This is a genomic window from Limimaricola variabilis (assembly GCF_014195545.1).
Classification (GTDB): Bacteria; Pseudomonadota; Alphaproteobacteria; order Rhodobacterales; family Rhodobacteraceae; genus Limimaricola; species Limimaricola variabilis.
On the sequence record NZ_JACIBX010000011.1, the window covers coordinates 40,838 to 62,099 of the forward strand.

The 21,262-nt window shown below is 70.3% G+C and carries 22 protein-coding genes; 5 read left to right on the forward strand and 17 right to left on the reverse strand.

What is annotated here, in order from left to right:
* Positions 1-5 precede the first annotated feature (5 nt).
* Positions 6-1,001 carry a polyprenyl synthetase family protein gene (locus tag FHS00_RS13540; RefSeq protein ID WP_183474623.1) on the forward strand — a complete coding sequence of 332 codons (996 nt, stop codon included), beginning with the start codon at positions 6-8 and terminating at the stop codon, positions 999-1,001.
* Here the strand turns inward: FHS00_RS13540 and FHS00_RS13545 are convergent.
* The 3 genes from FHS00_RS13545 to FHS00_RS13555 all read right to left on the reverse strand — a co-directional run bounded on the left by FHS00_RS13545 (position 994) and on the right by FHS00_RS13555 (position 5,318).
* Complete coding sequence (locus FHS00_RS13545; protein WP_183474624.1) at positions 994-1,854, reverse strand: 4-(cytidine 5'-diphospho)-2-C-methyl-D-erythritol kinase; 861 nt, start codon at positions 1,852-1,854, stop codon at positions 994-996. The genes FHS00_RS13540 and FHS00_RS13545 overlap by 8 nt on opposite strands.
* Positions 1,854-3,539 (reverse strand): tetratricopeptide repeat protein, encoded by a 1,686-nt coding sequence (locus FHS00_RS13550; RefSeq protein ID WP_183474625.1) that lies wholly within the window; start codon positions 3,537-3,539, stop codon positions 1,854-1,856. The genes FHS00_RS13545 and FHS00_RS13550 overlap by 1 nt, the downstream gene beginning before the upstream one ends.
* Before the next feature lie 108 nt (positions 3,540-3,647).
* Positions 3,648-5,318 carry an electron transfer flavoprotein-ubiquinone oxidoreductase gene (locus FHS00_RS13555; protein WP_183474626.1) on the reverse strand — a complete coding sequence of 557 codons (1,671 nt, stop codon included), beginning with the start codon at positions 5,316-5,318 and terminating at the stop codon, positions 3,648-3,650.
* Positions 5,319-5,550: 232 nt separating this feature from the next.
* Between FHS00_RS13555 and greA the strand changes: the two genes are divergently transcribed.
* Both greA and FHS00_RS13565 read left to right on the forward strand, forming a co-directional pair.
* Positions 5,551-6,021, forward strand: coding sequence for a transcription elongation factor GreA (gene greA / locus FHS00_RS13560; RefSeq protein WP_183474627.1), 471 nt, complete (start codon positions 5,551-5,553; stop codon positions 6,019-6,021).
* A 28-nt stretch (positions 6,022-6,049) separates the two neighbouring features.
* Positions 6,050-7,003, forward strand: a complete 954-nt coding sequence (locus FHS00_RS13565) for a hypothetical protein (protein WP_183474628.1) — start codon at positions 6,050-6,052, stop codon at positions 7,001-7,003.
* Positions 7,004-7,006: 3 nt separating this feature from the next.
* Here FHS00_RS13565 and FHS00_RS13570 read toward each other — a convergent pair whose 3' ends face one another.
* Genes FHS00_RS13570 through FHS00_RS13590 form a run of 5 tightly spaced genes read right to left on the reverse strand, consistent with a single transcriptional unit; the run spans position 7,007 to position 9,590 of the window.
* Positions 7,007-7,588, reverse strand: coding sequence for a GNAT family N-acetyltransferase (locus FHS00_RS13570; protein WP_183474629.1), 582 nt, complete (start codon positions 7,586-7,588; stop codon positions 7,007-7,009).
* Positions 7,585-8,199 (reverse strand): molybdenum cofactor guanylyltransferase MobA, encoded by a 615-nt coding sequence (mobA, locus tag FHS00_RS13575; protein WP_183474630.1) that lies wholly within the window; start codon positions 8,197-8,199, stop codon positions 7,585-7,587. The genes FHS00_RS13570 and mobA overlap by 4 nt, the downstream gene beginning before the upstream one ends.
* Positions 8,200-8,236: 37 nt before the next feature.
* Positions 8,237-8,848 carry a hypothetical protein gene (locus tag FHS00_RS13580; RefSeq protein WP_183474631.1) on the reverse strand — a complete coding sequence of 204 codons (612 nt, stop codon included), beginning with the start codon at positions 8,846-8,848 and terminating at the stop codon, positions 8,237-8,239.
* A 3-nt stretch (positions 8,849-8,851) separates the two neighbouring features.
* Positions 8,852-8,998, reverse strand: a complete 147-nt coding sequence (locus tag FHS00_RS13585; RefSeq protein WP_183474632.1) for an aa3-type cytochrome c oxidase subunit IV — start codon at positions 8,996-8,998, stop codon at positions 8,852-8,854.
* Between the two features lie 58 nt (positions 8,999-9,056).
* The gene (locus FHS00_RS13590; RefSeq protein WP_183474633.1) at positions 9,057-9,590 is read right to left on the reverse strand and encodes a DUF6173 family protein; all 534 of its coding nucleotides are present in this window, start codon (positions 9,588-9,590) and stop codon (positions 9,057-9,059) included.
* Positions 9,591-9,718: 128 nt separating this feature from the next.
* Here FHS00_RS13590 and FHS00_RS13595 point away from each other — a divergent pair, with 128 nt between their 5' ends.
* The gene (locus FHS00_RS13595; RefSeq protein ID WP_183474634.1) at positions 9,719-10,681 is read left to right on the forward strand and encodes an acetyl-CoA carboxylase carboxyltransferase subunit alpha; all 963 of its coding nucleotides are present in this window, start codon (positions 9,719-9,721) and stop codon (positions 10,679-10,681) included.
* Between the two features lie 58 nt (positions 10,682-10,739).
* On the opposite strand, the gene FHS00_RS13600 is transcribed toward FHS00_RS13595, so the two are convergent.
* From FHS00_RS13600 to FHS00_RS13615, 4 genes are read right to left on the reverse strand one after another with little or no spacing between them, the layout of a single operon-like run.
* On the reverse strand, positions 10,740-11,345 hold the full coding sequence (locus FHS00_RS13600; protein WP_183474635.1) for a pyridoxamine 5'-phosphate oxidase family protein: 606 nt from the start codon (positions 11,343-11,345) through the stop codon (positions 10,740-10,742).
* Entirely contained in the window at positions 11,345-12,097 is a 753-nt protein-coding gene (locus tag FHS00_RS13605) for a lysophospholipid acyltransferase family protein (RefSeq protein WP_183474636.1), read from the reverse strand. The genes FHS00_RS13600 and FHS00_RS13605 overlap by 1 nt, the downstream gene beginning before the upstream one ends.
* On the reverse strand, positions 12,094-12,999 hold the full coding sequence (locus tag FHS00_RS13610) for a cell division protein FtsX (protein WP_183474637.1): 906 nt from the start codon (positions 12,997-12,999) through the stop codon (positions 12,094-12,096). The genes FHS00_RS13605 and FHS00_RS13610 overlap by 4 nt, the downstream gene beginning before the upstream one ends.
* A complete protein-coding gene (locus FHS00_RS13615; protein WP_183474638.1) occupies positions 12,996-13,670 on the reverse strand; it encodes a cell division ATP-binding protein FtsE in 675 nt (224 codons plus the stop codon). Before FHS00_RS13615 ends, FHS00_RS13610 begins: the two co-directional genes overlap by 4 nt.
* A 166-nt stretch (positions 13,671-13,836) precedes the next feature.
* Between FHS00_RS13615 and FHS00_RS17595 the strand changes: the two genes are divergently transcribed.
* Entirely contained in the window at positions 13,837-15,495 is a 1,659-nt protein-coding gene (locus FHS00_RS17595; RefSeq protein ID WP_221188844.1) for a zinc-ribbon domain-containing protein, read from the forward strand.
* A 10-nt stretch (positions 15,496-15,505) separates the two neighbouring features.
* On the opposite strand, the gene FHS00_RS13625 is transcribed toward FHS00_RS17595, so the two are convergent.
* The 5 genes from FHS00_RS13625 to argH all read right to left on the reverse strand — a co-directional run bounded on the left by FHS00_RS13625 (position 15,506) and on the right by argH (position 21,243).
* Positions 15,506-18,034 (reverse strand): TIGR02302 family protein, encoded by a 2,529-nt coding sequence (locus tag FHS00_RS13625; protein WP_281372320.1) that lies wholly within the window; start codon positions 18,032-18,034, stop codon positions 15,506-15,508.
* Between the two features lie 58 nt (positions 18,035-18,092).
* Positions 18,093-19,358, reverse strand: coding sequence for a diaminopimelate decarboxylase (gene lysA, locus FHS00_RS13630; protein WP_183474640.1), 1,266 nt, complete (start codon positions 19,356-19,358; stop codon positions 18,093-18,095).
* Positions 19,359-19,427: 69 nt separating this feature from the next.
* On the reverse strand, positions 19,428-19,733 hold the full coding sequence (locus FHS00_RS13635) for a DUF2834 domain-containing protein (protein WP_183474641.1): 306 nt from the start codon (positions 19,731-19,733) through the stop codon (positions 19,428-19,430).
* Entirely contained in the window at positions 19,730-19,858 is a 129-nt protein-coding gene (locus tag FHS00_RS17880) for a hypothetical protein (RefSeq protein ID WP_281372319.1), read from the reverse strand. Before FHS00_RS17880 ends, FHS00_RS13635 begins: the two co-directional genes overlap by 4 nt.
* Complete coding sequence (gene argH / locus FHS00_RS13640; RefSeq protein WP_183474642.1) at positions 19,855-21,243, reverse strand: argininosuccinate lyase; 1,389 nt, start codon at positions 21,241-21,243, stop codon at positions 19,855-19,857. Before argH ends, FHS00_RS17880 begins: the two co-directional genes overlap by 4 nt.
* Positions 21,244-21,262 lie beyond the last annotated feature (19 nt).

A 21,262-nucleotide genomic window follows, 5' to 3' on the forward strand; every position in this document is an offset into this window, starting at 1 on the left:
TGCCCATGGATCTCGCCACGACCGCCAAACCTCACGACCGTCTCGCCGAAGCGCTCAAGGGCGACATGGAGGCCGTCAACGCGATGATCCGCGCCCGGATGGCTTCCGAGCACGCGCCGCGCATCCCCGAGGTGACGGCGCATCTCGTGGAGGCCGGCGGCAAGCGGCTGCGCCCGATGCTGACGCTCGCGGCTGCGCGGATGTGCGGCTATGACGGCCCCTATCACGTCCACCTCGCGGCCACGGTCGAGTTCATCCATACCGCGACGCTCCTGCATGACGATGTCGTCGACGACAGCAAGCAGCGGCGCGGCCGACCGACGGCGAACCTGCTGTGGGACAACACCTCCTCGGTGCTGGTCGGCGACTATCTCTTCGCACGCTCGTTCCAACTGATGGTCGAAACTGGTTCGCTGCGGGTGCTCGACATCCTCGCCAACGCGAGCGCCACCATCGCCGAGGGCGAGGTGCTGCAGCTGACGGCGGCGCGCAACATCGCTACCACCGAGGACACCTATCTGCGCGTGGTGCGCGGCAAGACGGCGGCGCTCTTCGCCGCGGCGACCGAGGCGGGCGGCGTCATCGCGGGGGCCTCGGAAGCGCGGGTCACCGCGTTGCGCGCCTATGGAGACGCGCTCGGCATCTCGTTCCAGATTGTCGACGACCTGCTCGACTACCGGGGCACCTCGGCCACGGGCAAATCGGTAGGCGACGATTTCCGAGAGGGCAAGCTGACGCTCCCGGTGATCCGGGCGCTGGCGAAGGCCGACACCGAAGAGCGTGAGTTCTGGGCGCGCTGCATCGGCCGGGGCCGGGTCGAGGCGGGAGATCTCGACCGCGCGCAAGACATTCTCGATCGGCATGGCGCGCTCGAATCGACCCGCCGTACCGCGCTCGACTGGGCCGAACGGGCCAAGCATGCCCTGCGCGCGCTGCCCGATCATGAGCTGCGCGAGATGCTCGAAGATCTAGCCGATTACGTGGTCGAGCGGATCAGCTGAGTAGCGGCGCCGGCGCCACCCACCACCCCATCTGGGACAGCTGGATCGTCCGCGCCGCTTGACGGGCGCGGCCCATGTCGCGGCACAGGCCGATGCAGGTCGCACCCGATCCGGACATCAATGCCAGATCGACGCCGGGCGTGGCGCGCAGCCGCTTCAGCGCCTGGCCGATCTCAGGGGCCAGTGCTTCGGCCGGGGCCTGCAGATCGTTGCGCTGTGCCGCGAGCCATTCGACGAAACCGGCATGGTCGAGCCGTTCCGGAAGGGCGTCCATGGCCGAGTTGTCGGAGCGCTCCAGCCGCTCGAACACCTGCCCTGTGGGCACCTCCACACCGGGATTGACCAGCACCAGCCCGCAGCCGGGCAGGGCGGGGAGCGGTTCGAGCACCTCACCGATGCCGCGCATACGGGCCGGGGCGGGAGCATGCAGGCAGACCGGAACGTCGGCCCCCAGCTCAAGCACTTCGGGATCCGAAGGCGAGAAGTTCTCGACCCCCCAGAATTGCGACAGGAGCCGCAGCGCCGCCGCCGCGTCGGAAGAGCCGCTGCCGATTCCGGCGGCATGCGGCAGGGTCTTGACGAGCTTCAGCCGCGCGCCCTGCGTGACACCGCGCAATTCCTGCAAGAGCCGCGCCGCCCTCAGGACCGAATTGGTCTCGTCGACCGGCACGCCCTGCGAGAATGGGCCCGTCACCTCGAGCGTCAGTTCGGCGGCGGGCAAGGCAGTGAGCTGATCGCCCACCCCTGCAAAGGCCACGAGACTGTCGAGCAGGTGATACCCCCCGGCGCGCACGCCGGTGACGTGCAGCGCGAGATTGATCTTGGCAGGGGCCAGACCCTTGTCGAGCGGCATCAGCGACGCTCCGCGAACCGCGCCAGCGGCACGCCCCCTTCGGCGGCGATCACCGCATCGAGGCCGACTTCCAGCTTGCGGCGGATCCGCTCCGCCGCCGCGGGCTCGGGGTCGAAGGACAACGCGCGCTGCCATTGGAACCGCGCCTCGGTGTGGCGTCCGACGGCCCAGTAGCCGTCGCCCAGGTGATCATTGACGATCGGGTCAGCAGGCTCCAGCTCGGCGGCGCGTTCGAGATGGCCCACGGCCTCCCTGAACTGGCCGAGCTTGAACTGCGCCCAGCCGAGGCTGTCGACGATGGCGCCGTTATCGGGCTGCGCGCGCACGGCGCGTTCGATCATGCCCAGTGCCTCGTCCAGCGCCTCGCCCCGTTCGACCAGGGAGTAGCCGAGGAAGTTCAACACCTCGGCCTGGTCGGGATCGGTGCCGAGCGCGGCGCGGAAATCGGCCTCGGCGCCGGACCAGTTGTCCTGGGCGTGCCGAGCGATGCCGCGCATGTAGTACAGCCACCAGGCCGCATTTTCGCCGGCCATTTCGATGGCGCGGCCATAGGCCCCCTCGGCCGCGGCATTCTCGCCCTCGGAGCGGTGCAGGTCACCCAGCGCAACCGGCACCTCGACCAGATCGGGGGCAATGCGGGCCAGTTGTTCGAGCACTTCGAGCGCCCGGGCGGGCTGGCCCGAACGGCGCAGCACCTCGGCGCGGCCCAGCTCGGCCGTGATGTGGGCGGGGTCGTCGGCGGGAATGGCGGCATAGGCCTCCTGCGCCAGATCATGCCGCCCGGCCTGCTCCAGAAGGCCGGCAGCCAGAAGCAGCGCGTCGACCCGATCAGGGTCGAGCGCCAAAGCCACGCGGACATGCAGCAGGACGAAATGCTCGGGCAGTTCCGAACCCAGCGCGCTGGCTACCGAGACGTAGAGCTCGGACAGGCCCTCGAGCGGCGTCGTCGCGATGTTCCAGGCCACGCTCTCGCCCGCGGCGAGGCGGTCGCGAAGGGCAGTGGCCTCGGGTGCGCCACGCCCGGCCTCGTCGAGGAGCGCCACCGCGTCATCGGCCCGGTCGAGTTGCGCGAGCACTTGCGCCTGCGCCACCACCACCGGCAGACCCAGCGCCAACCCGTTGTCGGGGGCGGCACCGAGGATTTCCTCGGCGGCCTCGAAATCGCCGACCGAAGCCAGCGCCAGCGCCTTGTGGTAGAGGCCGAAGCCGCGCAGCCCGTTGGTGTTGATCACTTCATCGAAGGCGGTCAGGGCCTGATCCATCCGGCCTTGGCCGAGCCGCGCCCAGGCGCGCGTCACGCCATCGACCAGCGGACCGATGCTGCGACCGGCCTCGAACAGTTCGAAGGTCTCGTTCCAGGCGCCGCGCTGCGCCGCATCGAGATGCAGCACCATGTCGGCGATCTGGCTTTCGCCGCCGGAATCGCGCAGCCGCACCGCCAGTGGCAGCGCCTCGGAGACCTCGCCGGTGGCCAGCAGCCCGGCGATTGCGCCTTCGAGCAAGAGAGGGTTGGTCGGGTCCGAACCCAGTGCGGTGGTGAACCAGTCAGCCGCTGCGGAGTAATCCTGTGCTGCGGCGGCTGCTCGTGCTGCGAGATAGGGGCCTGCATCAGATTGCGCCGAGAGCGGCGTAGCCGCCAGAAGCCCGGCCATAGCGGCCAAGGCCCGGAGGTTGCGGGTCACCATGCGTATTGCTCCTGCCGTTCCGGGTTTGGCCCGATCGCCGCGGGCCAAGCTAGTGAGAGCAACGGCACCGCGCAATGCGGGTTCCCACCGACCGGCGGATATCCGCGATCACATGTTCGGGTAATTGGGCCCGTCACCGCCCTGAGGCACCGTCCAGACGATGTTCTGACTGGGGTCCTTGATGTCGCAGGTCTTGCAGTGGACGCAGTTCTGGAAGTTGATCACGAACTCCGGTCCGCCTTCCTTTTCAACCACTTCGTATACCCCGGCCGGGCAGTAGCGTTGTGCCGGTTCGGCGTAGACCGGCAGGTTGTGACCGATGGGGACTTTGGGGTCCTTCAATTTTAGGTGACAGGGCTGGCTTTCTTCGTGGTTTGTGCCGGAGAAACTGACATTGGTGAGTCGATCGAAGCTCAAAACGCCATCGGGCTTCGGATATGCAATTTCCGCGTGATCCTTGGCCGGTTCGGTCGCCTCGGCATCGGTCTTGCCGTGGCCCAAGGTGCCCAGAAGCGAGAATCCCAGCGTGTTGGTCCACATGTCGAAGCCGCCCAGCGCCAGCGACGCGGTGAGACCGTAGCGCGACCAGAGCGGCTTCACGTTGCGGACCTTCTTGAGGTCCTTGCCGATCGCACCTTCGCGGACCGCCGTGTCGTAGCTTTCGAGCACGTCTCCAGCGCGGCCCGAGGACATCGCCTCATAGGCGGCCTCGGCGGCATGGATGCCCGAGAGCATGGCGTTGTGGTTGCCCTTGATACGCGGCACGTTGACCATGCCCGCCGAACAACCCAGCAGCGCGCCGCCCGGGAAGGCGGTCTTGGGCAGCGACTGCCAGCCGCCCTCGGTGATGGCGCGCGCGCCATAGGCCACGCGCTTGCCGCCCTTCAGCAGCTCGGCCACCATCGGGTGGTGCTTGAAGCGCTGGAACTCCTGATAGGGGCGCAGATAGGGGTTGGCGTAACCCAGATGCACCACGAAGCCGACATAGACCTGATTGTTGTCGAGGTGGTAGATGAAGGAGCCGCCGCCGGCGTTCTTCTCGAGCGGCCAGCCCATGGTGTGCACGACGCGGCCCTCGCTGTGCTTGGCCGGGTCGATCTCCCAGATCTCCTTCATGCCGAGGCCGTATTTCTGCGGCTCGCGGCCCTCGCCCAGCGCGAAGCGCTCGATCACCTGCTTGGACAGCGACCCGCGCACGCCCTCGCCGAGGAAGACGTATTTGCCCAAGAGCTCCATGCCCGGCTCGTAGCCCGGCCCGGGGGTGCCGTCGGGGTTCTTGCCGAACTCGCCAGCGACCACGCCGGCGACGCGGCCATCCTCGCCCCAGACGATCTCCGAGCAGGACATGCCGGGGAACACCTCGACGCCCAGCTCCTCGGCCTTTTCGGCCATCCAGCGGCAGACATTGCCCATCGAGACGATGTAGTTGCCGTGGTTGTTCATCAGCGGCGGCATGATCGCGTTGGGCAGGCGCATCGATCCGCTTTCGCCCAGCATGTAGAACCGGTCGTCGCGCACCGGCACGGTGATCGGCGCGCCCATCTCGCGCCAGTTCGGCAGCAGCCGGTCGAGGCCGCACGGGTCGAGCACCGCGCCCGAGAGGATATGCGCGCCGACCTCCGAGCCCTTTTCGAGCACCACGACCGAGATCTCGGGATCGAGCTGCTTGAGACGGATCGCCGCCGACAGCCCGGCGGGGCCGGCGCCGACGATCACCACGTCGTATTCCATCGCCTCGCGCTCGGGGCGGGTCTCGGTCTGGCTGGCGGTATCGGTCATCTGGCGTGTCCCTGCTGGCTCTCCTGCTCCGCGCAAAGGCCTATCGCATGCACCCGGCATGCACAATTGCGACCCGGCGCCACGGCATCGAAGCCCTATCCTGCCAAGGGCGGCGGGCCCTGCGGGGCGGGCTGTCGCCGGTGCCGGGCGGCGGGCTTGACTTCGGCCCGCCCCACGGGCTTAGAACGTCCGGTGTTGCACGGGCCCCGGGACAGGGGGAAAGGCTGTAAAGATGGAAAAGATCCCGCTGACGCGCGAAGGTTTCGCCAAGATCGATGCCGAGCTGAAGCACCTGAAATCGGTCGAACGCCCGGCGATCATCGCGGCGATCTCCGAGGCACGCGCGCATGGCGACCTCTCGGAAAACGCCGAGTATCATTCGGCCAAGGAGAAGCAGAGCTTCATCGAAGGCCGGATCAAGGAACTCGAGAGCGTGATCGGCCTCGCCGACGTGATCGACCCGTCCAAGATGTCCGGCTCGATCAAGTTCGGTGCGACCGTCAAGCTGGTCGACGAGGATACCGACGAGGAAAAGACCTACCAGATCGTCGGCGAATACGAGGCCGACATCGAGGCGGGTCGTCTCAACATCAAGTCGCCGCTGGCCCGCGCCCTGATCGGCAAGGACGAAGGCGACAGCGTCGAGGTCCGCACGCCGGGTGGCGAGAAATCCTACGAGATCTTGAGCGTCAGCTATTCGTGAGGCCGCGCAGGCGGCTTTTGGGGGCGGTATGAACGACAATCCCGACAGCCACGAGGCCGCGGGCCCCGAAGCCGCGCCCACGGGCATCGCGACCTGGGAGCGGATGGGCCGGGCCGAGCGGATCGCCGCCGGGGCCAGCCTCGGCTGGGCGGTGGTGGCCGGTCTGGCGATGGCGCTGGGCGGCCAGCCGCTGGTCGGGCCGGTGCTGGTCGTGGTGATCCCCGTCGCGATGGTCTGGATCGGCGTCTTCGCGAGCCACGCCTCGCGCGCCGCGCGCGAGGAAGCGCACCGACTCCGTGCCGAGATCCAGACCCTGCAGCGCAGCCTGCGCACCCAGTCGCGCGGCGGCCTCTCGCCCGAGATCGACCGCCGCCTCGCCACCATCGAACGCGCCGCCCGGCAGACCGAGGCCGCGCTCGCGGGGTTCGGCGTGATGCGACCGCAGGAGGCCGCTCCGCAGGACGAACCCGCGCCGGAACCGGCCGCCCCCGAGGCGCCCGCAGCGCCGTCGCTGGGCCGGGCCGAGATGGCGCGCGCGCTGAACTTCCCCGACAACGATCAGGATCTCGAAGGCTTCGCGGCGTTGCGCGCGGCGCTGCGCGACACCCGCGCGCGTCAGCTGATCCAGGCGAGCCAGGACGTGCTGACCTTGCTGAGCCAGGACGGCATCTACATGGACGATCTGGCGCCACCGATGGCTCCTGCCTCGGCTTGGCGGGCGCTGGCGCAGGGCGCGCGGGGCGAGGCGGTGGCGCCGCTGGCCGAAGGGCTCGATGATGAAGGCCCGGCCGGGATCGCGGCGGCACGGATGCGCGCCGACACGATCTTCCGCGACACGGTGCAGCACTTTCTGCGGCTGTTCGACCGGATGCTCGACGATTACTGCGAAGGCGCCGATGATGGCGAGATCGCTGATCTGGCCGAGACCCGGACCGGCCGCGCCTTCCGGCTGCTCGGTGCGGCGGCCGGTAACTTCGGCTAGGGCTCAGCCAATCCGGCGGATCATCGTGGTCGCGGCGCGAAAGCCGAAGATCATGCGCAGCGGGCCGAGCGGGCGGCGTCCGGCGGCGACAAAGCCGCGCCGCTCGTAGAGGGCGCGGGCACGCGGGTTCTCGTCGATCACCTCGAGCCGGATCTCGGCATGGCCTCGCGCCCGGGCTTCCTGCGCCAGTGCCTCGATCAGCCGCGAGCCTACCCCGCGCCCGCGCGCCTCGGGCGCCACGAAGATGCCGTCGACGAGAAAGCGGCGATTGTCGACATCGGTCTGCAGCAGGGCAAGCGCCCCAGCCCGCCAGGCCGCTCCGACCCTCCCGTAGCCGCTTCGCATGGCGGCGCGGTCGCCGGTGACCAACGCGCCGCGCGCGGTCTTGAAGCCGGCGACGCCCATCAGTTGCCCCGCGCCATCACGGGCGCAAAGCGCGTGGTCGGGGTCGAGCGCGGCGGCAACGAAGCGCAGCGCTCGTTCCCGTGGCCCCAGCACCCGGCCGAGCTTGGCGCCGAAGGCCTCCCAGTAGAGGGCCGCGATGCGGGCGCGTTCGGGCTCGGCAAAGCCCGGCTCAACTTTCACGCGCGGTCCCCGAAACGGGCCGCGGCGCGGTCGAAATCCTCGGGCGTGTTGAGGTTGGCGAAAGGGTCGGGATCGCCCTCGGGGAAAGGTGCGCGCGCCGCACCCTGGGCGAGGGCCCAGTCACCGACCCGCCGGGTGCCCGCCGCGATGTCGGCGGCCAGCCTGTCGGCCAGTGCCACGGGCCAGAGGCCGCAGACCGGGTGCAGCCGGCCGCCGCATTCCGCGATAGCGAGCCCGTTCCCTTCCTCGGCCGCCATGATCAGCCGCGGCACCAGATCGCCAGGCAGCCAGGGCGTGTCGCCCGGCGCGGTCAGCACCCAGGCCGCGCCGCGCGCGCGCGCCCATCCCATCGCCGCCAGCACGCCGGCCAGCGGGCCGGGGTGACCGGGCAGGGGGTCTGGGATCACATCGAGACCGAAACCTGCGAAACGGGCCGGATCGCCATTGGCATTGAGCGCCAGCGCCGGCAGCTGCGGCGACAGGCGCTCGATCACATGGGTCAGCAGTGGCCGTCCCGCGAGATCGCGCAGGGCCTTGTCGCCGCCGCCCATCCGGCGCGACATGCCCCCGGCGAGGATCAGTCCCGGCGGTGCCTCGATCGGCTGGTCCATGAGGCCTCGCTTTCGGGTGCGCAGGGAGGGCGCGCGGTCAGCCTTCGAGCGCCCGCGCCACGGCGCGGCGCGCATCGCGCAGGCTGTCACTGTCGTTCTCGTTGTGCTCGGTCGTGACCACGCCGGGCAGCGCGCCAAACCGCTTCATCAGCTTGTCCGGGAACCAGGTGGTGCCCAGACCTTCGAAGCCCGGCAACTCGCCCAGAAGCTTGGCGATCGCACGCGTGCAGTAGGCCTGCGGCACAGGGCCCGCCACCAAGGCGAGGCGGTAGGCCCGCTCGGCGATCTGGGGGGCGACCTCGAGCTCCTGCTCCACCGTCACATAGGATTCGCGCGAATGGTAGGAGACGTAGCTCTCGACCACCTGCGGCGTCATCCCGAACAGCACGTCGTTGCGCTCCGGGATCGAGGGATGCGCGTAGCTGCCGGCCGGATCGAAGAGCACCCGCTCTGAGGCGTTGATCAGCAGCGCGCTGTGCGCGCCGTTACCGGTGCCGAGATTGTTGACCGTGTAGAGCGTCAGCGCCGTCGGCCCGTCATGGCGATAGCGGGCGCGCTCGACCATCGCGTCGGGAGCCCAGACGGCTTCGCCGTCGCCGCACCCCGCGAGCGCCAGCGGCGCCGCCATCAGGAAGACGCGCCGCTGCATGGATCAGGCGTTGACCAGCGCCAGCAGGATCAGCGCGACGATGATCGCGATGGTGCCGCGGGTCACCAGCGTCATGAAGCCCGCGAAGGTGCGTTCCTGATCGGTGATGTCCATGGTGCCGGGGACGTGGTGGTGCTGATCGTCGGCCATCTCGGGCTCCTCGCAACTGGCGTGTCGGGTCGGGGGTTAGCCCGAATCCGGGCGCTTGTCACGATGCCTCGGGCGCGGCATCCGGTCCCTGTGGCCCGGTCCTGCCCGGCGCCTCGTCCTCCCGCGTCTCTCCGGCCTCCTGATCCTCCTCCTCCAGCTCACGCGCCAGCCGGAAGCCGATCCGCTCGGGCGGTTCCTCGGGCTGCGGGCGGGGCAGGGCGCGCAGCAACACCGAAAGCTGGCTGACATGCTGGATCAGCTGCGCCTTGGCGCCGCTCGCATCGGTGCCGAAAAAGGTCACGATGTCGGGGTCGAAATAGCCCATCCCCTGAATCCTGAGCAGGCCGGAATGGCCACCGGTCATCGCCATCGCGACCTCGTCGCCCGGGGCCAGGTCGGCTTCGAATCGCTGGATGTAGTGGATCAGCCGCTCATAGGCCCAGCGCGCCGGGCTCTTGGACCCGGCGGGCCGGCACAGCGCCGGCGGCAATGCCTCGGGCGCGACGGCACCGTCGGCATGCACCTCGCGCAACCTGGGCAGCGCTTCGGCCTCGAGCGCCTCGGCGGCGGTGGCGATGATATGGTCGGCCATGGCAGCGGTCTCCTCGCGGCGGGAACCGTAGGGTGGCATGGGGGAGCGCGGCGTCAAGCGGCGGCGAGTTGCATGGCTTCGCCCGACGCGTCATATACGGCGTCACGAGCAAACGCAGGGGCCTTCGCATGACCATCTACCTCGAATTCGAGAAGCCGCTCGCTGAGATCGAGGGCCAGGCCGAGGAGCTGCGCGCGCTGGCCCGTCGCAGCCCGGAAATGGACGTCGAGAAAGAAGCCGCCGCGCTCGACCGCAAGAGCCGCGACATGCTGGTCCAGCTCTATGGCAGCCTGACGCCCTGGCGCAAATGCCAGGTCGCGCGCCATCCCGAGCGGCCGCATTGCAAGGATTACATCGAGCGGCTCTTCACCGAGTACACGCCGCTCGCCGGCGACCGCAATTTCGCCGACGACCATTCGGTGATGGGCGGACTGGCGCGCTTCGACGGCCGTCCGGTGGTGGTGATCGGCCACGAGAAGGGCAACGACACCAAGTCGCGCATCGAGCGCAACTTCGGCATGGCGCGCCCCGAGGGCTATCGCAAGGCGATCCGGCTGATGGATATCGCGGATCGCTTCAACCTGCCGGTGGTGACGCTGGTCGACACGCCCGGCGCCTATCCGGGCAAGGGCGCGGAAGAGCGCGGCCAGTCCGAGGCGATCGCGCGCTCGACCGAGAAGTGCCTGCAGATCGAGGTGCCGCTGGTCTCCGTCATCATCGGCGAGGGTGGCTCGGGCGGCGCGGTGGCCTTCGCCACGGCGAACCGCGTGGCGATGCTCGAGCATTCGATCTACTCGGTGATCTCGCCCGAGGGCTGCGCCTCGATCCTGTGGAAGGATTCCGAGAAGATGCGCGAGGCTGCCGAGGCGCTGCGCCTGACTGCGCAGGAGCTCAAGGAGCTAGGTGTCTGCGACCGGATCGTCGCCGAACCCCTGGGCGGCGCGCATCGCGACGCGAATGCGGCGATCGACGCGGTGGGCCGCGAGATCGGCAAGATGCTCGACGAGATGAAGGGCATGGACGGCAAGGCGATCCGCGCCGATCGTCGCAAGAAGTACCTCGATCTCGGCTCGAAGGGGCTGGCCGCCTGAGACGCGCCCTCCCGTTCAAACTGACAAGATAACAAAGGCCCGGTGGAAACGCCGGGCCTTACCACATCTTGGTCTTCGCCCGCTCCGGCCATTCGCGGTCATAGGCGTCGCCGTCGAAGCCGGCCGTCGCCTCGGCCAACATTTCGCCGACGCTGGGCAGGTCGCCGCTCTCGTCACCGCGTGTCCACAGCCCCGAGCGCATCACCGCGCGGGCGCATTGCGGGTAGGCCTCGGCCACCGTCACCACGATCACCGAGCGCGGGTGCTTGCCCTCATGGGCGAAGCGCGCGGTCAGTTCGGGGTCGTCGCTGACCACGGCGCGGCCATTGACGCGCATCACGCTGGTGGCACCGGGGACGAGGAACATCAGACTCACCCGCCCGTCGCGGACGATGTTGCGCAGCGAATCCATGCGGTTGTTGCCGGGCCAGTCCGGCAGCATCAGCGTTCGGTCATCGGCGATCCGCACCACCGCGCCGTCATCGCCGCGCGGGCTCGCATCGGTGCCTTCCGGACCCACGGTGCTCAGCACGCAGAACCGTGCCGCGGCGATCCAGCGCGCCTGCGCCGGTGTCAGCCGGTCCGTGACCTTCGCGAGGGACGCGCCTGCGGGCTTGCGCTCGTAAAGGGCTTCGAGGGCCGCGACGGTCTCGATGACGCGCATCAGCTTTCCTTGAGCGCGAGCGGGAAGCCGGCCTCGGCCATCAGCGCGTCCGAGCGGGTTTCGACCGCCTCCTCGATCTGCTGCATGAACAGGTTCGGCGGCAGGTTCGGCGGAATCTCGGGCAGGAACTCGATGATCGCGGTGCCGGGGCGGCGCATCACGCCGCGCCGGGGCCAGAATACGCCCACGTTGCAGGCCACCGGCACGCAGGGCTGGCCCAGCTCGCGATAGAGCGCGGCGGTGCCCATCTTGTAGGGGGCGACGACGCCCGGCGCGACGCGGGTGCCCTGCGGATAGATGATCAGCTGGCCCGGGTCGTCCCGTCCGGCGCGGACCTCTTCCATCATCTTTTTGATCGCGGCGCCACGGCGGCCCCTGTCGACCGGCACGCAGCCCATGCGCAGCGCGATCTGGCCGAGGATCGGCGCGTAGACCAGTTCCTTCTTCATGATGAAGCGGCCGCGCGGCACTGCGCCGTAGATCAGGATGATGTCGAGAAAGCTCTGGTGCTTGGCCGCGATCAGCACCTCGCCCTCGGGCGGGGTGCCGCGGATCTCGGTGCGCAGGTTCAGCAGCCAGTACGCCAGCCAGCGCACGAAGGCGCACCAGCGATGCGCGGCCGCCACCGCGCCGTCGCGGCTGCGAAGCGCCCAAGGCAGGTAGGCCAGCGCGATCGGCAGCATCGCGGCGTAGATCAGCACGCTGAACAGGAGGCTGCGCAGCCAGCGCCAGCCATAGGCGAGGCGGCTCATGACTGCCGCTCCAGCATCCGGCGCGCCGCGAGCCGGGTCGCGCCGAAGGCGACGACCGCGGCGAGCGGCGGGATCGTCAGCAGCCACAGCCATTGCGCCCCGGCAAAGCGGATCCCGGTGAGCACGCTGCCGCTGTCGTCGCCACCGCCCGGCAGCAGTGCGACCAGCAGCCCGCCCAGCACCGTGCCGAGGCCCGCACCTGCCAGCGCGCGCAGCGTGAAGCGGCGGACGAAGGCGCGGGCGATATAGGCGTCGCGCGCGCCCACCAGCCGCAGCACCCGGATCACCTGAGCATTGGCCGAAAGCGCCGAATGCGCGGCCAGCGTGATCATCGTCGCCGTCGCCGCGCCGATCAGCAGCAGCGCGAGCGCGCCCATGCCGCGCAGGCGTCCGGCGGCGGCGACCAGCGGCGCGCGCCAGCGGGTGTGATCGTCGAGCACGGCGCCCGGCACCTCGGCCTGCAGCCGCGCCCGAAGGCCGGTGGCATCGAAGCCGCGGCCTTCCTCGACGACCTCGATCAGCCGGGGAATCGCGAGCGCGTCGAGCGGCAGCTCGGGTCCGAACCAGGGTGTCAGCAAGGCCTGCTCCTCTTCGCTGTCCAGCGCCCGGGCCGAGGCGACGCCCGGCGTGGTGCGCAGCAGTTCCAGCGCGGCGGCGACCTGCGCGTCCATCTGTTCGGCCGGGGCCGAGATCCGCAGCGTCGCGCTTTGCGACAGCTCGTCGGACCAACGCGTCGCGAGCCGGCCGGCAGCCAGCGACAGCGCCAGCGCGAACACCGCCAGCAGCGCCATGGCAGTGGCGGTGAACAGGGTGAGCCGGGCGGTGAAGCCGGTGGGCGGCACCGAGCGATCGGCCTGCACGTCGCCCGCCAGCAGCGACAGCGCCATGCGCAGCGCGCTCATAGATCCGCCCCCGCGGCGATCAGCTGCCGGTCCTTGAGCCTGAGCGTGCGCACCGAGACCTGCGCCTTGGCGGCCCGGATCAGGTTGAGGTCGTGGGTGGCGATCAGCACCGCCTTGCCCATGCGGTTGAGCTCGACCAGCAGCGACAGCAGCCGCTGCGACATCTCCCAGTCGATGTTGCCGGTCGGCTCGTCGGCGATGATCACCTCGGGCGACATGATCACGGCCCGGGCCAGCGCCGCGCGCTGTCGTTCGCCACCCGACAGCTCCGGCGGTCGGCGCTCGGCGTGGCGGGTCAGCCCGACCCAGCCCAGCAGGTCGGGAAGGTAGGCCGCCGCCTCGTGGTGCCGCCCCGCGACAGTGAGCGGTAGCGCCACGTTCTCGGCCAGCGGCAGATGGTCGAGGAACTGACAGTCTTGGTGCACCACGCCGATCCGCCGACGGTTGAGCGCCAATGCATCGCGGGCCATGCCGGTCGTGGCCTCGCCCCAGAACGCAACCTCGCCCGAGGTCGGCACCAGGTCGCCGTAGCACAGCTTGAGCAGGGTGGTCTTGCCCGCGCCGGAGGGGCCGGTAAGGAAATGGAACGATCCGGGCGCGAGCGACAGCGACAGGCCGGAGAACAATTCTCCGCCGCCGTAACTATAGGCCACGTCCCGAAGCTCGATCACTGCCGTCCCCTGTCTCTCGCTTCCTTCTGCCCGACCGGCGCCGGGGTTGCAATTGCAGCGCTGCATCATCGGGGCACCGCCGGGCGGCGCGTTCTTGGCGATGGGGCGGCGTGGGGCTAGTTTGGCCCGGTAGCCGGTCCGGCCCGGGCGCGAGGGGATGATACGAATGCGACTGACCTGCCCGAATTGCGGCGCGCAATACGAGGTGGCCCGCGACGCGGTTCCCGCCGAGGGGCGCGACGTGCAGTGCTCGAATTGCGGCGTGACCTGGCTGGCCAAGCCCGAAGCCGAACCCAAGCCTGCCCCGGCCGCCGCGGCGGGCCCGCGCAGCACGATCACGCCGGAGATCGCCGAGATCCTGCGCGCCGAGGCCGCCCGCGAGGCGGCGGCGCGGCGAGCAGGGGGCGCCCAGGACACGAAGGCGCCCGCCACCGAAGAGGTGGAGGAGGAGAGCGAGGAAGAGCAGGCCGCCGCCGAGCTGTTCGGCGAGGAGGGCAAGGAGGACGATACCGAGATCGCCTTTGCCGAGAACCGGGGCGCCGACGAGGCTGCGAAACTGGGTGCGGAGAAGCTGCCGGAAAGCGAGGTCTGGGAAGACGAGGACGAGCCCGACTTCGACTGGAACGCCTTCGCTGCCACGTTGAAGCAGGATGCTGAGCCCAAGCCCGCAGAGCCCGCGACGAAGACGGCCGAGCCTGCGAGCGAGGATAAGGCAGAAGCGGAGCCGGAAGACGGCAACGGCCCTTCTCCCGAGCCGGAGCCCGTCGAGCCCGCCTCTGCTGAGCCGACCGCTGAGCCGGTCGAGACGGCGCTGGAGGATGACGAGGCCGATCTGACGGGCGAGCTGGAGCCTGACGCGCCCGAACTGATGGAGACGGAGGCGGAGGACGCGCAGGCGGCCGGGGACGAAGACGAAGCCGAACCCATAAGCGCGACCGAAGCCGTGGCTCGGCCGGAGCCCGAAGCCATGCCGACCCCGGTGGATCGGCCGATCATCCCGATAGATGACGACACCGCTGCGGAGCCGTTCGACGAGGCGCCGGGAGAGGATCCGCGCGCGGAAGCGGACGCGCCGGTGACCCCAACTGCGGCGCCGGAGCTCGATGCCCCGCTGCCGCCTGCCGACGGAATGGACGAAGGCACGGAGCAGGTCGCGACCGAAACGCCGTCCGCCCGTGCGGTAGATGACGGGCATGGCGAAGACGATTCCGACTGGGACGATGATCTGGGGGACTCGCTCGGCGTCGATCCGGAGGATGACGGCGATGATATCGCACAGGAGTCCGTTCCTTGGCTGACCGACCGCGTAGCGGAGCGTTCGGAAGATGAACCCTTCGAGGCGGAGCCTGAGGATCTTGACGAGGTCGACGTGGAAGACGACCGCTTCGAGCCCGAGCCCGAGCCCGAGCCCGAGCCCGAGCCCGAGCCCGAACTGGCGACGGTGCCCCCGGCGCCGAACCCGGAGCCGCACGACGCGGCGCGGGCGCGGGCTGCGACGGCGGCGGCATCGACCGGCGCGGTGACCCGGCGCGATCTCCTGCCCGATATCGAAGAGATCAACTCCAGCCTGCGCCACGCGACGCCGCGCCCGGCCACCACCGGCGGCGAAGTGACCCATTCGCAGCACGGGCGGGGCTTCCGGCTGGGCTTCGGCATCGCGCTGCTGCTGGCGGCGGCGGCGGCCCTCATCTACTCCCATGCCGGTCGTCTGGGCGCGGCCCTGCCGCCGCTGGAGCCGGTCCTGTCCGCCTATGCCGCCTCGGTCGACGGGCTGCGCCTGCAGCTCGACAGCTGGATGCGGGATCTGCTGGAGGCGCTGGGCTGAGGCGCAGCGCTCAGAACAGGTCGAGCAGCCTTTCGAGATAGTCGCGCTCGGCGCGCGGGCGTTCGCGCTCGGCGGCGCGCCGGCGGATCTCTCCCAGCAGCTCCTCGGCGCGTCGCGCCGGGTCGGTGCCTTCGAGCATCGAATCGTCGGTGCCGGCGCCACCGCGCCCGGCGGTGTCGCGGCCCAGCGGGTCGCGCTGTCCGGCGCCGTCGCCGCGCTGCCCCTCGCCGGGCTCGCCCGGCTCGCCCCGTTCGCCTTGGGCCAGCGCCTCGCCCAGCTCGCGCGCAGCGCCGCGCAGCGCCTCGGTCGCCTCGGCCTGACGGTCGATCGCCCCGGCAAGATCGTCGCGCCGCAGCGCCTCCTCGGCCCCGTCCATCGCCCGGCCGGCCCGGTCGAGCGCCTCCTCCGCGCGGCGCGCGGCATCGCCGTCCAGCCGGGGCAGGGCACCGCGCTGGCGCGCCAGTTCGTCGCGCAGCGCCTGCTGGCGATCCGCGAGGCTGCCCGGGCCCGGCATGTCGTCCTCGCCGGGTTGACCCTGGCCCGGCTGGTCCTGGCCCTGCTGACCTTGCTGACCCTGGCCGGGCTGGCCTTGGGGCCCCTGCGGCTGGCCGCTGCGGCCGTTGAAGCGGTCCTGCAGCTCACGGAACGCCTCGTCCGAAAGCTCCTGCTGATCGCGCAGCGACTCCTGCAGGTCCTGCATGGAGCGCTGCCCCGGCGTGGAAGGGCCGCTGCCCTCACCCTGCGCCACCTGCAGGTTCTCCATCATGCGATTGAGCTGCTCCATCAGCTCGGCCGCCTCGGCCATCCGGCCTTCTTCCATCAGCTCCTGGATCCGGTCCATCAGCGCCTGGAGCTCGTCCTGGGTGATCTCCATGCTCTCGCCCTGGCCGGTCTGGGGCTCGTCGAGCCCGTCCTCGGCCGGCTGCGCATTCTCGGCCAGCATCCGCAGATACTCGTCGGTGGCGGCGCGCAGCTCGTCCATCAGCTCGGCGATCTCGTCGGGGCTGGCGCCGTCCCGCATCGCCTGGGCGAGCCGCTCCTGCGCCCGGCGCAGCCGTTCGCGCGCATCGGCCAGCGTGCCGTCTTCGAGCTGCACGGCGAGGTCCCACAGCGCCTTCGCAATCTCGTCCTGCGCCTCGACGGTAAGCCCGCCCTCGGTCCGGCGCAGCGTGTCGAGCCGCCGCAGCGCCACCCGCAGCCGCAGATAGGTGGCCTCGTCCGGGAACACCTCCTCGGGCCGATGCGACACCGCGCGCAGCAGGTCGACCACCCGACCGGCATTGTCGCGCGACCACAAGAGGTCGCGCCGCTGCTCGGCCACGGCGCGGGCGACCGGCTGGAAGAAGCGGCGGCCGGGCAGGGTGGCGGGGTAGGGCTGCGCCGCGCCGGTCTGGTCCGCCGCGTCGCTCACCTCGAGCGTGATCCGGACCGGCATGTTGGCAAAGGGATGCTCGGAAAAGTCGCCTGCGAGGATTTCCTCGATCTCGCGGCGGTCTCCGGTGAATGGCATCGGGAGGTCGACCACCAGCGCCTCGCGCGGATCGGGTTCGGCCACCAGACCATGGGCCCGCTCCACCGCCTCGACATCGAGGGTGATGCTCGCCTGACCAGCGACCACGCCGTGGTCGTCGCTGGCCCGGAAGGGCAGGGTCATCTGCCCCGGCCCGGCGGTGTCCAAAGGCCCGGCGACCGAAACCTGCGGCGTGGCGTCGGGGATCGCCCGCACCTCCCATTCGGCGCCGCCCGGCCCGTCGATCGCGATCCGGCCGTCACGGATGACGGTGAAGGACTGTTCGGGCGCCGAGGCGGCAGGCAGCTCGCCGGTGCGGCCCGAGACGGTCTCCGACAGGGTCAGCGCGCCGATCTCGCCATAGAGCCGCACGGTGATCTCACTGTTCTCGGGAACCGCGAGCGCGCCGGGCGGCTGGTCGGCGAGGTAGAGGGCCGGCTGGCCCGTATGGGCGGGCGGTTCGATCCAGCCTTCCCAGACCGGGCCCTGCGCGAGGCCATCCGTGCCGCCCGGCGTCAGCGCGGTGACCGAGCCCAGCCGCCAGACCGAGCCGAACAGCAGCGCCGTCAGCAGAAACAGCAGCGCGATGTAGCGCAGTCCGAAGGGGTCGCGCGCCGCGAGGCGCAGATCGGGACGGGCGGCGGGTGCGTTGGCGCTGCGGGCCCGCATCCGTTCCTGATGCGCGGCCCAGAGCGCCTCGGCCCCGCTGTCGCCTCGGCCCGTCGCCTGCGCATCCAGAAGCGCCGAGACCGGCCGTCCGGGCAGGCTGCGGTCTAGCCGGTCGAGCGCCTCCGCACGGGAGGGCCAGCGGAACCGCCAGAGCCCCCATCTGAGACCGGCAAGCCCGCCGAGGATCGCCAGCACCGCCCAGCCCCAGAACGCCTCGACCGGCAGCCGGTCCTGCCAGCCCGCGATCAGCGGCGCCAGCGCCAGCGCGATCACCGTCCAGAGCGGCCAGAAGGCGCGCAGCAGCCGTTCGGCCACCATCCCGGCGCGGGTCAGCGCGGCAGGGCGTTTCAGATGCGACAGGGGATCGCGGGTCTCGGTCAGGGTCCGGGTGCTCCGTGGCGTTGCGGGATCGTCTCCATCATAGCCATTCGGGGATGCTATCGCGCGCGATCATTTCCTCATAGCTCGGGCGGCGGCGGATAACCGCGAATTGATCATCCCGCACCAGCACTTCCGGCACCAGAGGGCGGGCGTTGTATTCGCTCGCCATCGCCGCGCCATAGGCCCCGGCGGAACGGAAGGCCACGAGGTCGCCCTCGGCCACTGGCGGCAGTTCGCGGCCGCGCGCGAAGGTATCGCCGGTCTCGCAGACCGGGCCGACGATGTCCCAGGGCCGGGTCTCGGCGCCCGCCGCGGCCTCGGCCACGGGGATGATGTCGTGATGCGCCTCGTACATGGCCGGGCGGATCAGGTCGTTCATCGCGGCGTCGAGGATCAGGAAGTCGCGGCCCTCGCCGGATTTCGCATAGATCACCCGGCTGACCAGCAGCCCGGCATTGCCGGCGACCAGACGGCCCGGCTCGATCTCGATCTCGCAGCCCAGATGGCCGACCGTGCGCCGGATCAGCGCGCCGTAGTCGAAGGGGAGCGGCGGCGCCTCGTTGACCCGCTCATAGGGGATGCCCAAGCCCCCGCCGAGATCGAGGCGGCGGATGTCGTGGCCGTCGGCGCGCAGCGTCTCGGTGAGCTCGGCCACCTTGGTGAAGGCCGCCTCGAAGGGCGCGAGCTCGGTGAGCTGCGAGCCGATATGCACGTCGATGCCGATCACCTCGATGCCGGGCAGGGCAGCGGCCAGCGCGTAGACCTCGCGCGCCCGCTTGATCGGGATGCCGAACTTGTTCTCGGACTTGCCGGTGGCGATCTTGGCGTGGGTCTTGGCGTCGACGTCGGGATTGACGCGGATGGTGATCGGCGCCGTGCGGCCCAGACCGCTCGCCACTTCCGACAGCGCCCGCAGTTCGGGCTCGCTCTCGACGTTGAACTGGCGGATGCCGCCTTCGAGCGCCATGCGCATCTCGTCGCGGGTCTTGCCGACGCCCGAGAAGACGATCCGCTCGCCCGGCACGCCGGCGGCGCGGGCGCGGGCGTATTCCCCACCCGAAACGATGTCCATGCCGGCGCCCGCCTCGCCCAGAAGCTTGAGCACCGCGACGTTGCCCAGCGACTTCACCGCGAAGCAGACCAGATGCGGCATGCCGTCCAGCGCTTCCTGGAACAGCCTGAAGTGGCGCAGCAGCGTCGCGGCCGAGTAGACGTAGACCGGGGTGCCGACCTCGGCCACGATTTCGGAGATCGAGACGTCCTCGGCCATCAGCTGGCCGTCACGATAGAGAAAATGGTCCAAGGTCCCGCTCCGCTTGCCGATATGCGCCGCGTCTTAGCAGATCGGGCCGCAATCGCCAGCGGCGCGGCGTCACAGCGGCCGGGTGCGTAGGAACAGGTAGAGCGGCAGGCCGCAGCCGACGCCGATCAGGATCGTCGCGGGAATCGCGGCCAGTGCCTCCCAGTTGCGGCGCACCCGCACCTCCGAGAGGATCCAGATCGTCAGCGCCACCCCGGCGATGGTGGCGTCCCACATCAGCCCCGTCGTGGCCGGGTTGGCCCGCCAGGCGGCGAACAGCCCCGACCAGGAATATCCGTTCTGCGCGAACCAGGCGACGAACCAGCGCATCGGGTGCAGCGCGCCCCAGATCGCCAGCGCCAGCCAGAGCCACCTCACGGCAGCCCGCCCAAGCGACGATCGGTGCCGGTCTCACCATAGGGCAGCGTGGCGCCGGGCGCCTCGGGCACGCCGCCTGCGCCGCAGGCGGCCAGCAGCACCAGCGCCAGAAGCGCGAGCCTCACTTCAGCGCGTCCCGCCAGCGCGCGATCTGGGCGCGGACATTGGCGGGGGCGGTGCCGCCATAGGCGGTGCGGGAGGCGACCGAGTTCTCGACCGTCAGCACGCCGAACACGTCTTCGGTGATGCCCGCATGCACGGCCTGCATGTCCTCGATCGTCAGTTCCGGCAGGTCGCAGCCCTTTTCCTCGGCCCGTGCTACCAGCGATCCGGTGACGTGATGCGCCTCGCGGAAGGGCAGGCCGAGCTCGCGCACCAGCCAGTCGGCGAGGTCGGTCGCGGTGGAAAAGCCCGAGGCCGCAGCGGCGCGCAGGTTGTCGGGCTGCGCCGTCATGTCGGCGATCATCCCGGTCATCGCCGCGAGCGACAGCATCAGGTTGTCGGCGGCGTCGAAGACCTGCTCCTTGTCCTCCTGCATGTCCTTGCCATAGGCCAAAGGCAGCCCCTTCATCACCGTCAGCAGCGCCACGTTGGCGCCCATGATCCGGCCGATCTTGGCGCGGATCAGCTCGGCGGCGTCGGGGTTGCGCTTCTGCGGCATGATCGAGGAGCCGGTCGACCAGCGATCCGACATGGCGACGAAGCGGAACTGCGCCGAGGACCAGATCACCAGCTCCTCCGACAGCCGCGACAGGTGCATCGCGCAGATCGTCGCAGTCGACAGGAACTCGAGCGCGAAGTCGCGGTCCGAGACCGCATCGAGGCTGTTGGCCATCGGGCGGTCGAAGCCGAGCGCCGATGCCGTCGCCTCGCGGTCGATCGGGAAGGAGGTGCCGGCAAGCGCGGCGGCGCCCAGCGGGCTTTCGTTCATCAGCGCACGGGCATTGGCAAAGCGGGTGCGGTCGCGGCCGAACATTTCGACATAGGCCATCATGTGATGGCCCCAGGTGACGGGCTGCGCGGTCTGCAGATGGGTGAAGCCCGGCATCACCCAGTCGGCGCCCGCCTCGGCCTGGCCCAGCAGCGCCTCGATCAGCGCCTTGAGCGCCTGATCGGCGGCGTCGCACTGGTCGCGCACCCACAGCCGCAGGTCGGTCGCGACCTGGTCGTTGCGCGAGCGCGCGGTGTGCAGACGCCCCGCCGGTTCGCCGATCAGCTGCTTGAGCCGGGCCTCGACGTTCATGTGGATGTCTTCGAGCGCGGTGGAGAATTCGAAGGTCCCGGCTTCGATCTCTGACAAGACCGTGAGAAGGCCTTTCCTGATCTCCTCCGCATCCTTAGGCTCGATGATGCCCTGCGCCGCGAGCATCGCGGCATGGGCACGGGAGCCCTCGACGTCCTGCGGCGCCAGGCGCCGGTCGTAGCCGATCGAGGCGTTGATCGCCTCCATGATCGCGTCCGGCCCGGCGGCGAAACGGCCGCCCCACATCGCGTTGGAGCTCTCGGTCATCTTTGGGTCCTCAAGGGAA

Excerpts from the sequence above, each read along its gene's own strand:
- FHS00_RS13540 (WP_183474623.1), top strand. The coding sequence starts at position 6 with ATGGATCTCGCCACGACCGCCAAACCTCACGACCGTCTCGCCGAAGCG.
- FHS00_RS13545 (WP_183474624.1), bottom strand. The coding sequence starts at position 1,854 with ATGCCGCTCGACAAGGGTCTGGCCCCTGCCAAGATCAATCTCGCGCTG.
- FHS00_RS13550 (WP_183474625.1), bottom strand. The coding sequence starts at position 3,539 with ATGGTGACCCGCAACCTCCGGGCCTTGGCCGCTATGGCCGGGCTTCTG.
- FHS00_RS13555 (WP_183474626.1), bottom strand. The coding sequence starts at position 5,318 with ATGACCGATACCGCCAGCCAGACCGAGACCCGCCCCGAGCGCGAGGCG.
- greA (WP_183474627.1), top strand. The coding sequence starts at position 5,551 with ATGGAAAAGATCCCGCTGACGCGCGAAGGTTTCGCCAAGATCGATGCC.
- FHS00_RS13565 (WP_183474628.1), top strand. The coding sequence starts at position 6,050 with ATGAACGACAATCCCGACAGCCACGAGGCCGCGGGCCCCGAAGCCGCG.
- mobA (WP_183474630.1), bottom strand. The coding sequence starts at position 8,199 with ATGGACCAGCCGATCGAGGCACCGCCGGGACTGATCCTCGCCGGGGGC.
- FHS00_RS13580 (WP_183474631.1), bottom strand. The coding sequence starts at position 8,848 with ATGCAGCGGCGCGTCTTCCTGATGGCGGCGCCGCTGGCGCTCGCGGGG.
- FHS00_RS13585 (WP_183474632.1), bottom strand. The coding sequence starts at position 8,998 with ATGGCCGACGATCAGCACCACCACGTCCCCGGCACCATGGACATCACC.
- FHS00_RS13590 (WP_183474633.1), bottom strand. The coding sequence starts at position 9,590 with ATGGCCGACCATATCATCGCCACCGCCGCCGAGGCGCTCGAGGCCGAA.
- FHS00_RS13595 (WP_183474634.1), top strand. The coding sequence starts at position 9,719 with ATGACCATCTACCTCGAATTCGAGAAGCCGCTCGCTGAGATCGAGGGC.
- FHS00_RS13600 (WP_183474635.1), bottom strand. The coding sequence starts at position 11,345 with ATGCGCGTCATCGAGACCGTCGCGGCCCTCGAAGCCCTTTACGAGCGC.
- FHS00_RS13605 (WP_183474636.1), bottom strand. The coding sequence starts at position 12,097 with ATGAGCCGCCTCGCCTATGGCTGGCGCTGGCTGCGCAGCCTCCTGTTC.
- FHS00_RS13610 (WP_183474637.1), bottom strand. The coding sequence starts at position 12,999 with ATGAGCGCGCTGCGCATGGCGCTGTCGCTGCTGGCGGGCGACGTGCAG.
- FHS00_RS17595 (WP_221188844.1), top strand. The coding sequence starts at position 13,837 with ATGCGACTGACCTGCCCGAATTGCGGCGCGCAATACGAGGTGGCCCGC.
- argH (WP_183474642.1), bottom strand. The coding sequence starts at position 21,243 with ATGACCGAGAGCTCCAACGCGATGTGGGGCGGCCGTTTCGCCGCCGGG.